At 55.2% G+C, this 13108-nt stretch carries 11 protein-coding genes; 6 read left to right on the top strand and 5 right to left on the bottom strand.

Going from position 1 to position 13108, the window contains the following annotated elements:
- Positions 1-96: 96 nt before the first annotated feature.
- Together DMP03_RS12140 and DMP03_RS12135 are read right to left on the bottom strand one after the other, a co-directional pair.
- Positions 97-885, bottom strand: coding sequence for a BrxA family protein (locus DMP03_RS12140; protein WP_235908742.1), 789 nt, complete (start codon positions 883-885; stop codon positions 97-99).
- Positions 886-918: 33 nt separating this feature from the next.
- Positions 919-1569, bottom strand: coding sequence for a BrxE family protein (locus DMP03_RS12135; RefSeq protein ID WP_207105371.1), 651 nt, complete (start codon positions 1567-1569; stop codon positions 919-921).
- Positions 1570-1689: 120 nt separating this feature from the next.
- On the opposite strand from DMP03_RS12135, the gene DMP03_RS14845 reads away from it, so the two are divergent.
- Entirely contained in the window at positions 1690-3003 is a 1314-nt protein-coding gene (locus DMP03_RS14845; RefSeq protein ID WP_328593026.1) for a metallophosphoesterase family protein, read from the top strand.
- Between the two features lie 8 nt (positions 3004-3011).
- Here DMP03_RS14845 and DMP03_RS12125 read toward each other — a convergent pair whose 3' ends face one another.
- Both DMP03_RS12125 and DMP03_RS12120 read right to left on the bottom strand, forming a co-directional pair.
- Complete coding sequence (locus DMP03_RS12125) at positions 3012-4364, bottom strand: hypothetical protein (RefSeq protein WP_152120815.1); 1353 nt, start codon at positions 4362-4364, stop codon at positions 3012-3014.
- Entirely contained in the window at positions 4354-7653 is a 3300-nt protein-coding gene (locus DMP03_RS12120) for an AAA family ATPase (protein WP_152120814.1), read from the bottom strand. The genes DMP03_RS12125 and DMP03_RS12120 overlap by 11 nt, the downstream gene beginning before the upstream one ends.
- Positions 7654-7777: 124 nt before the next feature.
- Here DMP03_RS12120 and DMP03_RS14670 point away from each other — a divergent pair, with 124 nt between their 5' ends.
- Positions 7778-8026 carry a hypothetical protein gene (locus tag DMP03_RS14670; RefSeq protein WP_152120813.1) on the top strand — a complete coding sequence of 83 codons (249 nt, stop codon included), beginning with the start codon at positions 7778-7780 and terminating at the stop codon, positions 8024-8026.
- 192 nt (positions 8027-8218) lie between these two features.
- Positions 8219-9247: a Cdc6/Cdc18 family protein gene (locus DMP03_RS12110; RefSeq protein WP_152120812.1), complete on the top strand. Its 1029-nt coding sequence runs from the start codon at positions 8219-8221 to the stop codon at positions 9245-9247.
- Between the two features lie 15 nt (positions 9248-9262).
- On the opposite strand, the gene DMP03_RS12105 is transcribed toward DMP03_RS12110, so the two are convergent.
- Positions 9263-9952: an SOS response-associated peptidase gene (locus DMP03_RS12105; RefSeq protein WP_152120811.1), complete on the bottom strand. Its 690-nt coding sequence runs from the start codon at positions 9950-9952 to the stop codon at positions 9263-9265.
- A gap of 182 nt (positions 9953-10134) precedes the next feature.
- Here DMP03_RS12105 and DMP03_RS14665 point away from each other — a divergent pair, with 182 nt between their 5' ends.
- The 3 genes from DMP03_RS14665 (at position 10135) to DMP03_RS12085 (ending at position 13107) form a co-directional block, all read left to right on the top strand.
- Complete coding sequence (locus DMP03_RS14665; protein WP_235908721.1) at positions 10135-11577, top strand: ribonuclease H-like domain-containing protein; 1443 nt, start codon at positions 10135-10137, stop codon at positions 11575-11577.
- A 382-nt stretch (positions 11578-11959) separates the two neighbouring features.
- Positions 11960-12799, top strand: a complete 840-nt coding sequence (locus DMP03_RS12090) for a hypothetical protein (RefSeq protein WP_152120810.1) — start codon at positions 11960-11962, stop codon at positions 12797-12799.
- A 2-nt stretch (positions 12800-12801) separates the two neighbouring features.
- The gene (locus DMP03_RS12085) at positions 12802-13107 is read left to right on the top strand and encodes a hypothetical protein (protein ID WP_121538216.1); all 306 of its coding nucleotides are present in this window, start codon (positions 12802-12804) and stop codon (positions 13105-13107) included.
- Position 13108 lies beyond the last annotated feature (1 nt).

Genomic DNA, 13108 nt, shown 5'->3' with positions numbered 1-13108 from the left:
TAGGTGAAGACAATGAACGGGACCCCAGCTCGCTTGCCAACTTCATCTCTATCATCTCGGACGAGTCTCTCGACTTCTTCGAGCCGGGCTTGAAAATCAGAAAGCATCTATTAGGTCCTCTATGCTGTCGTGGTTTGTAATCAGTCGTTCTGTCGAACCGCGCTTCTCGTAGCTCACGTACTGAGGTGAGATATCGCGGATTCGGCGCTGGACTTCTGAGTCATTCATCAGGAATAACTTCCAGTCGTCGTGTTCGATAACGTCTGATGCGGACTTCGCTCCCTTCTGGAAGAGCCGATAGACGACGTACGCAACTGTCTCATCAGGGACGTAAGTGACGGCGAATTCTTTGCGTTGGGTGCCTTCTAAGAGCCCGTAGTTTCGGAGTGCAGTGAGGTATTTGGTAGCGGCTTCGTTAATAGTCGATTCGGACCGGTCACGTAGGTCAGCGTAGTCCTCCTGAATCGAGTCGAGGAACGTGACGATGTCCGTAGCTTGAACGGAAAGGGTTCCGCGTTCGAATTCAGGGTACAGGAAATCAAGAGTGACGAGGCGAATGAACGGGTCCTGTGCAAATTCGTAGTAGAGACACCAGTCGGTTACGTCGCTCCGGACATCGGCCGACATGATCTTCATCAGTGGCGTCTCTGTGTACTCCCTCTTATCGGGGATGTGGCGGCGTGATACTTCGCGGAGGATGTTCGTTCGATACTCGTCCGTGTCCTTGTTCAGGATGTTCTCTTCGACGACCTGTCGCTCCAGGTCTTCGTACGATTCGCATTCGACGTACGTGCGAAGGATTCGTTTTGTCTCGTCGATATACGTACTGTGATGTGCGATCTTCGGGTCGAGACTCTCCGCTGCTTCTGTTTCCTCGTCATCCATCGGCTCGATATGCTCGTTACTCATATGGATATCTCACGCGCTTTCAGATTTAAGCTCTGACTTGAGGGGGAAGTACGGTACGCAGAGCCGGTCGGTATTTTGTCCATACCCTTGCAGAAGGGTGACCAGCAGCCGCCATTTTTCTGGTTCGATTTCCGACTGTGTGTATCCATCTTCCTCGATAGGGTATGAATCACCGGTTCCTGGGTCAGTGAACGTGGTAGATGATGCAGTGATATTTGAGCCCGTTTGATCGATGATTCGGTCTGTCCAGCCTTCACTCAACGATTGAACAGAGACGTTCTCAAGGGCCTTCAGGGGCTGATCATCCGAAGCTTCGATGTCTTCGATGGCTGCAGAGATACGAGATTCCACTTGTGGACCAAACGTGAACAGAGAGATGGTATCTGCTGGAAGGTGGTCTGATTCTGCTTTTCGACCGACCTTCGATGCGAGGGTGATTCGAGATTTGAGTTGCGTTTTTGGTGTTACTTCCTCAAGTCGTGCCCGGCCAGTCTCAGACAGGACTCGTGAGTCCCACCAGCCTTGGTTGTTGGACTCGCCCACGCGCTCAATCAGCAGACGGGAGGCAATCAGATCAAGAAAAAACTCGTCATCAATACCCGCATCGCTGAGGGCTTCCTTAGTCGAGACGAACGCTTCGGCGAGATCAGTTGAGGTCATATTTACATCCACAAGAGGTGGTGGCTTAGAACCAACGCCTCCCGTTTTCTGAAGGCCAAACTGTGCGTTCACCACATCGCGGGTTTAATATCGCCTGACAGAGGTTGGATAGTGTATACGATGGGTTCTGGAAATGAGTTAACTGAGCTTTATGATTCTCTCTCTGTTCTATATGGGTCGGTCCCTTCTGAAGCGGATTCGGAGTGGAAGTTGGCTTTGCGGTCTGTGTTGTACGATGATGAATTGCTGGCTAATGAGGCGTCGTGTTACGGGGCTCAGCAGAAGGAACGAAATTTGGGGAAGCGGAAGGACTACGCGCGGCGACACGGAAACGGGGATCGGGTGACGGAGTTTTCGGCGATCGCGGTGGCGGACCCACGTGAATCGGATCGTCGGTATGTGCCGGCAGGGGCGAAATTACCGGTTACACCTGAATCGAGAGAAGTGCTTCCTGTAAATGTCTCATCAGAAGGCGTTGATTGGGCAATCTCGCTGCTGGCTGAATTCCCAGCTGAACCCGCGGCTGATCGACCAGGTGACGGAGTCCATCTCTTGCTTGACCCTGAGCGGGTCCACCGAGCACGAGAGAATGTTGGACGTGGAATGACGGAGTCTGAGACGACGGTGCTGTTTGCGAGTGATACGCACCTCGGATACGAGAATCGAGAGAAAACTGGACGGGGAAGTACCGTGTCGTGGGGTCAGGATATTTCGAGTGAGGAGACACTCAGCCGAGTGACGCGGGTTGCGATTGAGCGAGGTGTTGACGCGATTATTCACACAGGAGATATTTTAGATCACGAGGTGGACAAAGAAACTCTTGAGTTTGCCAGTGGGATTTTATCAGGATTGTCATCACGTGACATTCCAGTATACTGTATTATCGGGTCTCACGATCATGACTCGGCGAACCCGCAGCACCCGGATTCAGTTGACGGGATCTCGTGGCTCAAAACACAGGTGACGAAAGGACATCTTACGGAGTTATCGACCAGCCCAACATCGGTCGCTAGCGAACCACTCGATGCGTACGGTATCTCCGCAGGAAACGTGGGAATCGACGACGTCGGGAAGTTCCATTCGCGAGAGTGGGAACCGTCTGATATCGCGTTCGGTACAGCGTCTTCCGGTCCGAACGTACTGTGTCTTCACGACGGGTTGACCCCGTACCGACGGTACGACGCTGATGTTGATTTAGATCGGCTACTCGCGCAGTCACGCGTCTCGTTTGACTGCGTACTGATCGGCGATGAGCACCGTCCGAAGAATCGGGATTTCGAGAATGGGTATTCGTTCGAGGCAAGTGATGGAACGCCTGTACTCTATACAGGACCAGCGATGCGGATTAGCGAACCGTACCGGGACCACGACGCGTTCGTGACAGAACTAACAGTATCCGTAGACTCTATCGATACCAAGCGGCACAAGCTGTGATCGTATACTCAGGTTGGAACGATGGGGGCTCTAAGGGAGGAAGAAATCCAATTAAGGTGTTGCTGTATTCTGGTGTCGAATAGGTCTGTTCCGTTGAGATGGGTGACTTCGTCGCTCGTACCTGGTGTAGTTACTCCGTTGGTGATGAGAAGGCTAGTAAGGGTGATGTCTGGATTGTCAATGAGGTACCCATTGTTGTTGGCGAATCGCCGGTAGGTGAGGAGCTCTTGGAGACCTTGTTTGAAGGTCTGAGTCGCGTTGGAGTATTTGATTTCACCGAGGACCACGGAGTCGAGTCTTTCGTCGGATGAAGTGTCGTAGATTTCGATGATGATGTCGGGACGACCACTGTATAGGACCGGGTCGTGTGAGTCACCTGAGAGCGATTCGAGAGTATCACTATAGTCGATGATGGCGTCGTTGTAACGTGCGTACTGTGCGTGTGCTGGACGGTGTGTTGTATCGAGTGGTTCGTGGAAGCTGAGGCTGCCGGTACTGTCGTGGTGGATTTCGATGCGGGTATCGTCCGATTCGAGGTGCGCGAGTGCGTCGCTTTCTCCGTCAATTGGTTTGAGGACGAAGCCGGGAGTAAACCGGGTGAGTGTTCGGATAAGGCGGAAACAGCAGAAAAGTTCGAAGAGAGTTGGCGTGTCTGACGGGACGACGAGTGTGTCTGCCAGAAGTTCGGTGATATCCGCGTCGAGCGTGTCGGCTTGAAGACGTTGGAACATATCGTAGAGGTCGTAGGCTTCGGTGTAGAGCGGGAGGCGTGACTGGCGAGCTGTGGTCATGTCCTGTCCGGAAACGGAGATTGCCGGCCCCTCTTTGATGCGGCTCAGGTGGACATTCTGTTTGTACAGCCGGTCGAAGCTGGTGAGCTTGTCATCGGTCCAGAATTCCTGCCGCCAATCGTACTCGACGCTCTGGAGTTCGTCTGTAACTGTGCGGTGGATTTGCCACAGAAGGCGTTTTAAGACGCGGTTTTCTGCGATATCGTATTCTGTGTAGGGAGTGTTGCAGACGAAGCGGCTACGATCTGCGTAGCCGGATTCGGAGCGGGCGCGAAGTGTGGCACTCCAGTTGATCGACCCACGGACTTCCCCCTGCGTATGGATGTTTTCACGTTGATGTTCGGTCTTAATTCGTCGAACGCGGTCAGGAAGGGCGCTGATGAAGTCGTGGACGTCGTCAGCGAGACAGAAATGGATGCGTTTGATACGCTCCCAGTCCTCAATATCGAGGCCTTCGTAATCGAGTGAGCGCGTGAGTGCGTTTGTGTTCAGCGCGCCGCTTCGCAAGTACGTACCCAGCTCTTCGCTGGTGGCGTTAACGAGTTCCTCTACGGCGATACTACGCGTCATCGTCGAACGTGATACCGAAGAAGTCAGCCGCTTTTTGCTGGAGTAACGACTTGTCAAGATCAAGTGTTACAGGTCCGTTTTCGGTAGCGACGTTCTGATCGGTGAGTGACCGAATCAATTGTTTCTGCTGTTCTGGTCTCATACCCTCCAATTGCGGGTAGACGAGGGAAACGACAGCGGACGTGAGCGCGTCTTTCCGTGATCCGCCGGCGTCATCGTATGAGCCGAGATACCGGATGATATCGTACACGATAGAGGGACCGATGACGCGATGTTCATTGATACGTTGCCACAGAACTGCTACGACAGGGTACACGTCTGCGAGAATTGGTCGGAGAGACTCATCATCGGCGAGCCACGCAGTCGCGTAATTGTCAGTCCCGTCTGGATCGAGGAGTGAGGTTCGGACCTCGTCATCGGTGGTGAGCGGTGGAACGCCGACGTGGACGAAGTTGAAACGGCGCATAAATGCGTACGACATTTCGTACAGCGAGGTTTTGTCGTACGTGTTCATTGTGGCAAGTAGCCGCCACGAAGGGGTAACCGGGAAGGCGTCTGGGTTCCCAATAATGTCAGCGAGCTCTTCGTCAGTTGTTGAATTGGAAAGTGAGCGAAGTTCGACGGTTCGATCGCGTTCGTATGGGAGTTCGGTTGAATCGCCAGACAGAACGGAAAAGAGCTGTCCGAAGGCTTTGTCGATGTCTGATCGATTGATTTCGTCGATGATGAGCCACTCGTTGACGACTCGGTCTTGCCGGAAACACTTGAGGAAAAGCCGGGGTTCGAACAGGAGTTCCTGTCCACCGTCGCCCGTAGAAGGAACATATCCACCAATCGTATCAAACGCAGTCCATTCAGAGGTCGCAGTCGTGAACCTGTAATCGTCGACTTGCTCGTGGGTCGTAGCGGATTCACAGATTGCCTTTGCTAGTTTTGTCTTCCCGGTGCCCGGTGGTCCGGTGAAGATGAGATGCTTTCCAGACCGGAGTGAAGCTTCGATTTCCCGCCGGAGTCGGTCAGCATCATCGAAGTAGAGACTGTTGGGAATCGAGACATCGACCTCCGGAGAGGTGAGTTTTGTTTTGAGTTGATTAATGGCGTCCTGTGAGACACCGTCTTCAATCGGATCCTCTAGTGCGAGGATGGTTTCGAACTCGTCTTCGGTAAGCGGGAAGAGGCTTCCTTGTGCGCGATTTCTGATTGGAGAGGCATCTTCCAGATCCGGGACTGCGGTAATCTGATCCCACGAAATTGTTTCCATAGCCCGGCTGTACTCAATAGTGATTCCGTCAACCGGTTCATCGTACTCTTCGTGTTCATCTTCGTGGAGTCCTTCCCGGATTGTTCCTTCTGCCACGATGGCCTGGACGGGCTGGGACTCATAGAACAGTACCTTGTCACCAGGAGACGCCTCCTCGAACGCTCCAAAGATTCGACGTTTGTTCCCCTTTCGGTTATACGCCGTATAGAAAACTTCTCCACCGTCATCGATGCTTTCGACTTTCCAAATTGAGGGATTCGCCGAAATCCAGTAATGGTTCGTGCCTTCGTCCGTCGTATCACCCTCGTCATCGTCCTGAGATGACTCATCAAAGACGAGAGCAAGGAGTTCGTCGCGATCTACATCTCCTTTGTCGGCGAGTTCTGACGTGAGGTCGCGGTAGTACTCTGGTTCAAGAGTATCTAGTGTGTACGTCTTGATCGAATCGGAATCACTGCCAACATCAATGTCCACTCCACTTTCCCCAAAAGTCACCTTCCAGTCAACGCTGACGACGTCTGAATGATTAATTTCAGGATAGCTCTTCTCACGGTGTGCAGCCGTAACGATACCGATCCCATAGATGATATCGGACTCTGAGGTACGTCCCTGTTTGGCGATTATCACATCGCCCTCGTCGATTTCGTACTGGAAGCGGTATGCCATACCACGACCATGGTTGTCGCCGGCCTCCGCGGCGATTTCGACGAGTTCTCCATCGGACAGCTCATCGACATCGTCGATGTCCGCTACATCGTTCGTCACCTTATGATCGAGTCCGTATCCGATGGACGCAATTCCATGTTGCATCCACGTACCCCAATATTCGCCGCCTCTCGCGGGGGTGATTTGCCAGATCCTTCTTGGAGATCCTGAAGTTTCCACAGGGGTTTCGGACTCCTCAATTGAGTCTACCTGACTCAGGAGAAACTCCGCTGCAGATCGGGATAGGTTCGCCAGATAGGCTTCATTGAGGTTACCGTTCTTATCGATGGGGTAGTACTTTTCAGTCCGATATTGGTCCTGTCCGAGCCTCTTTTTCAAGTCGTCGTCAACAGGTACTGGTTCTCCAAACGACCGTAGATCGACCTCAACCCGATAGTATTCTTCACCTCGCGATGTGTACGTCTCGGCAGTCTCGATAACGGTCGAAATGCCGATCAACTCGTTATCGAAGTTATGGAAGACTATGTCACCGATAGATAACTTATCCAAATTGTGATGCCAAAGTCCGTCAGTCTTGGCTCTGAGGTACTCTTCCTCAATTTCTGGTTGGCTATGTTGATTCACCCAATAGAGGTCGGCATCATCAGACATCTCGGCGACTGGCTTCGTGGATCGCTCACCTAAGACCGAGCCCTGTTCACCAACCCAATTGAAGAAGCTATCCAGATGTCGAAAGTCGTTTTTGAACGGATAGTCGGCACGGACCTCGTGGAATTTCTCGACCTCAGTTAGATAAGAAGTGAGTCGACCGGACATCTCATAGCCAAAGAACTTCTGCATACCCGTTCGTGAGCGGTGGTTACTGATCGGGTATTTTGTTGGATGGAGGAAGTAGAGGATCGGGGAGATGATTCCGTTTTGTATTCCTTCAATTTCGAGGTTGGCGAATTCTTCTATCGCGGGGTCAATCTCATCACGATTATCGGACCTGATCGCGGTTGAAAGGAGGTTAAATGCCTCTTCCTCATAGCCGTCAATTGGCACCGAGTATGTTCCTTTCCCAACGATACCTGTCCCTTCATCAATCCGCTCCTTAATTTCGGACTTCGCGGTGGAATCGATGCCGAGATTGTCAATTCGTTCCTTCTTGTTCTCTGGTTGGAGGGCATCATCGTTCTGGCACAGGTTGTACACTGTGCGCATAGCGTACTCGTCGACAGCCCCCGTCTCGACGATGGCCTGTACCAATTGACGGATTACCTTAGAAGTGTTCTGAACGTGAGCTTTGTCTCGCTCCCAGTCGTGTTTGTCACGGTATCGGTCGATTAGATCTTCAATATCCTCAGACGAAGTAGTAACCATATTATCGAAATCCAACACACGAGGGTTATAAAGGTATGCCGCTGATGATCGCCCAATCCGCTCCCCGATAGACCCTGAGTTGAATCATATGGACTAATTGTGATCGCTACCGTACTGAATCTCAATGCAACGCTTCTCGAAAGGGGACCGTGTTCGGGTTGATATTCCAGACGAGACAGATCCTGATCACAAGCAGTATCATGGGGTACACGGTCACGTTGTTACAGTACTGACTGACGATGCTAAAGCGGTGACTGGTGATGAACGGGACGACCACCTCTATCGAGTCTCTCTCCCATCTGGAGAAACCGCAGATTTTCGATGGCGCGACCTCCGGCCCCCCATCGATGAAGATGACAACTCTACGTCCTGATAAGCGGACACAGGTTCTTATGCAACGAGATTGACGTCCGTATCTCGGACAATTCTGGAAACGGTATATTTCCACAAACAAACCGCTATACAGCGAGTAGACAATCGAGTCCTCTCTCCATTGAAACTGCTTTCCGGAAACGACCCGGTCACGTTTTTACTACTAGCCTGAAAACCAGTCTACCAGATATAGATGATTCGCGATGCTCGCGTCCTCCGTGCCGGGTTCGTCCCTCGAGAAGTTGAGCATCGCGACGCCGAAGTCAACCACCTTTCCAGCGTCCTCGAACCCATCACGAACGGGGAACCCGCCGACACGGCCATCGTCACTGGACCCAGCGGCGCCGGCAAGACGTGCATCTCGCAATTCGTCACCGAACGACTCCGGGAAGAGGTCCTCGACGTTGAGGCCACCTACGTCAACTGCTGGCGCAACTACACGCGGTTCCGCACGCTCTACCAGATCCTCGACGACCTCGGCGCGACCATCGACATCCACCGACAGTCGACGCCGCACGACGAACTCGTCGACCGCCTCCAGCAGCACGACGGCCCACGAACCGTCGTCATTCTCGACGAGGTCGACCAACTGGAGGACCCCAGCGTCATTTACGACCTCCACAGCCTCCCGCAGTTCGCGATCATCTGCATCGCGAACAAGGAAGAGGAGCTGTTCAGCCGCGTCGACGACCGCCTCGTGAGCCGGCTGCGCTCCAGCGAACACGTCCGGATGGACAAGTACCACGACGAGCAGCTGTACGATATCCTGAGTGCGCGGGCGAAGTGGGGGCTCGACGAGAACGTCATCACCGACGACCAGCTCTACCGGATCGCCGACGCGGCCGCCGGCGACGCCCGCCTCGCGATCGGCATCCTCCGAACGGCCGCCGGCAAGGCCGATCGCGAGAACCACGAGCGCATCACCGACGACATTCTCCTGGACGCCGCCGAGGATGCTCGGGCCCAGATCAAACAGAAGAGCCTCGACTCGCTCACGCCGCACCAGCGCGTCGTCTACGACATCGTTCGCGAGCACGGCCCGGTCGGGCCGAGCGAGATCCACGAACGCTACTCCGAGGACGTCGATGACCCACGGACGAAGCGGACTATCCGCACGTACCTCTCGAAGATGGAGCAGTACAACCTCCTCGAGGCGAAAGGGACGAGTCGGGACCGAGAGTACTCGCTCGTCGATTCGGCGGCGGCGTCGCCGATGCAGTGACCGTGATGCCGTCAGCTACCCCGAACTGAACTCGCCGAGGCCCGATTGCTCGTGGTCTAGCGGCTCGATGACCTGGGGATCGTCGTTGCCGGGGTTGTTGACTCGCGTCGAAATCTCGTAGGCGTCCAGATCGTCCTTCGGATACGGCTGGCACAGTTCCTTGCGGGTGTCCGGGTCTGCGGCGAGCCAGTCGGACTCAGCGTCCTTCGGGAGGACGACCGGCATCCGGTCGTGGATTGAGTTCATCAGGTCGTTCGGCTCCGTCGTGAGAATCGTGACGCACGAGATCGTCTCATCATCACCCTCCCAGACGTCCCAGAGCCCGGCCATCGCGAATGCGGGGTCGTCCTCCCTATAAATCCGGTAGGGCTGCTTCGACCCGCCGTTCGGCGATTTCCACTCGTAGAACCCTGACGAGAGGACGAGGCAGGGACGTGCTTCCCACGCCCGCTCGAAGACGCGTTTCTCGTCGGCAGTCTCGGAGCGAGCGTTGATGATGCCCTCCTCGGGTTCATCCGCCCAGAACGGAATCAGCCCCCAGTGGTAGGCGTCGATCTCGTCTTGAGCCTCGTTCGTGATGATGTGGAGGTCGTCACCAGGTGCGATGTTGTATCGGGGTGTGTACCCGCCGTCCGCGACGACCTCGGCATCGAAGCCGGCCTCGAGGTCTGCTTGGTCGATGAAGAGCGAATTCCGGCCACACATACCGAGGAGTTCGGAGGGAAGCATCTTCAACGTGGTCGCACAGGAATCTCACCGTTAACCAACAGATTGTCCCAATAAGCCTGAGTTGTTGGTTAACGACAACGGGGTGAAGAATCTCCTAATGACAAACGGTACACCTAAACAAACGATAGAAGAGGCTACACTAACTACGCTCAACCAAAATGACCCACATTCTCGCTGTATCTGACTGGCGCTCTCAACCTATTGACGATCTCTACACCATTCTCGAAACTGTAGAACCAACTCCAGATCTACTACTGTATGCCGGCGACGACCTTTCACGTTTCAAAAACGCTGATACTGACACAGATCATCTGGCAGAACTTGCTCGCCTCACGAAGCATCAACAATCGCTCTATGTCCAGGGAAACGACGACTTCCCTCCGTCAACCGGTCCGCAATTCGATTCGGAATTTACCACCGACCTCCACAGGACACCATACATCTACGAGGATCTCGTGTTCATCGGCCAGGAAGGATCAACCCAGGGACCTGGTCTCATCACCTATACCGAGGACGACGTCCAACGGCACCTTTCTGAACACCGCACCGCTTGTGAAGACAGAACTCCGATTCTTGTCACACACACTCCTCCCTTCGGCATTCTCGATATCGGGAAGCGATTCGGGCAACAACATATCGGGTCGAAGGCCGTCAGGAGCTTCATAGACGACATCCAGCCCCCAGCTACCGTCTGCGGTCATTGCCATCAATTCGGAGGCAGAGCTGAAGCCCTCGAGTACGGCACGGTGATCAACATTGCGTCCCACGACGGAGTAGACGACCCAGGAAGGTACGCGCTCATCACCATCGACGCCTCGAACGAGTCTATCGAGTACGAGTTCTACGACACTCGCCATCTGCTAGGGAGCCGGCTGACTGATCTCGTCCAGGTCGGGAGAAACCGAGTGGAACAGTTCAGTGAGTTAGGGATCACTAGCCCAGATGAGATTACCGAAGAACGGCGTGCCGAACTCGAAGCCCTCCCTGGAGCCTCGTCATGGCACGTGGACCGGTGGCTTGCGCATCGACAGGCTTTCGAAAACGATGAGGTCGTGATTCTAAACAAGTCCGCCTTCGACGACCTTCACGATACGAACCCGCTCCTCTTAGACATAGAGACGGATCTTCAGCAGGATCGGATCTGGCTGGTCGGCACCTACAGTTACCAGAACGATGCGTACCGACAATTCTTCGAGCCGGACGACGAGTCAGCACTCCTTCAGGAGCTGTCTGAGTACCTTGATGAGCACGGCTCCGAGCCAATCATCTACTACGGAGGGAACTACTTCGACGAACAGTGTCTCAGTCGGAGATTCGACGAACACGGCATCACTGAGGGGATCGACCATCTGGAGCGAGCACACGATCTCGGGATAACTTCCCAACAGGAACTCTTCGGGCCCTTCAATCGGCATAAATTGGACGTCGTAGCGAGCGCACTCGGCTTTGAATATCAAGACCCGACCGTCGATGGATTTGTGGTCGGGACCAAGTACACGCGATATCTCCTCGACGGCGAAGAACCAGACTGGGATCGACTCAAACAGTACAATAACGACGATGTAACCGCGCTGAGAACAATCGTCGATCACATCAGATAGTAGGCTCGGGGAATATGCGGGGCCGTCAACCGAATTACGTGAGGGCGAGATCACCATGGGTTCGGAGAGTCTTAACCAACAATTAAGCCGTGATCCTCTGGACTGTTGGTTAATCCGACGATGCTGTCTGCCTTCCTCTCTGGAAACGTTCTCGGAAACGGTCAAACGATGGCAGAAATCCGTTGCCTGAGTCCGGTTCTACATACCTTCCAGCCCTTCCCTGAAACACGGAAGCGCCACGCCGCGGCTTATCGGGAACGTAGACAACTAGTCGAGTATGGGAGAACACTCAACGTCGAACCGATTGGCGGTGGATCAGCCGACACGGGGAGCTGACCGCAATCGGTCCCTCGCTGACCAGGCCGGTCCGACTACAGACGAGATGCTGCTGCCACAGCTCGACGACGGCATCACGCTGCTCGACGTCGAGGGAGGCCGTGGCGTCCCGATCCTGCAGTCGCTCGTGCTCGACCATCTCCTCCTGCACGACGGGCCCGCCTTCTGGGTCGACGCAAACGGACACGCAACGACGACTACACTCGCTCAGATCGCGCCCAGTCAACGGTTGCTCAACCGAATTCACGTCGCCCGCGGATTCACCGCCTACCAGCACTACGGCGCCGTCTGTGGTCTCCCGTCAGCGGTGAACAAGTCGATCCAGATGTCCACCGTCGATGCCGGGGCGGCCGGTCGAGGGGCACCAGGTCGTGACGAGGACACATCGCCCCACACGCCCGCCCTCATCATCGCGCCGGCCGTCGACGCCCAGTACCGCGCCGACGATACCCTCGGCGAAACCCACGCGGAAACCCTTCAGGCTCGAACTCTCGCTCGGTTAGCGACCTACGCCGAGGGGTACGACATCCCGGTGCTCGTTACGCGAAACGAACGAAACGAATTCACCGAGCCAGTCGCGACGGTCGCCGACCACCACCTGGAGTGCGAGCAGACTCGGATGGGGCCACGGGTCGTCGGCAAAGACTTCGAGACGCTCGTCTATCCCGTCGACGACGGCGCGTACTACCAGACGACGTTCGCGTACTGGCGGCAGCTGCTCGCGGCACGCGCCACGCAGGTCGGCGTGGAACCGACAACGCCGACGCCGTCGACGCCGACTCCGGAGGGCGTCGGAACGGGCGTCACCGCTGACGGTGAGACGGTGGAGCCCACCGCAGATCCCTTGCTCGATGCGTGGACCGCAACCGGGGTAGGAGGACGATAGCGATGGGGCGTACGAACCCAACCTACCGAGATGCGCTGCGGGCAATCGAAGAGCGCTGGGCTGAGTTCCGCCGGGCACTGCGGCGTCGCGACCAGCCGCACTTCGACCGGCTGTTCGAGTACGCCCGCGAGCACGCCGACGCGAGCGGGCTGTTGAACCACCAAAATCCGCTGCTTCCGGCGCTGCTCAGCATCGATCTCGAACAGGAGGCCCGCCTCGACGACCACGAGGAACGCCTCGAGGAGCTCGAAGCCGCGGTCGCAGCACGCGATGATCAAGAGAGTGCCCCACCGGACTCGAACCCGTGAC

Origin of the sequence: Halosegnis rubeus, from assembly GCF_009184545.1 — an archaeon.
GTDB classification, from domain to species: domain Archaea; phylum Halobacteriota; class Halobacteria; order Halobacteriales; family Haloarculaceae; genus Halosegnis; species Halosegnis rubeus.
The sequence above is the reverse complement of the archived record's forward strand: the minus strand, read 5'-3'. Positions and strand labels throughout refer to the sequence as shown.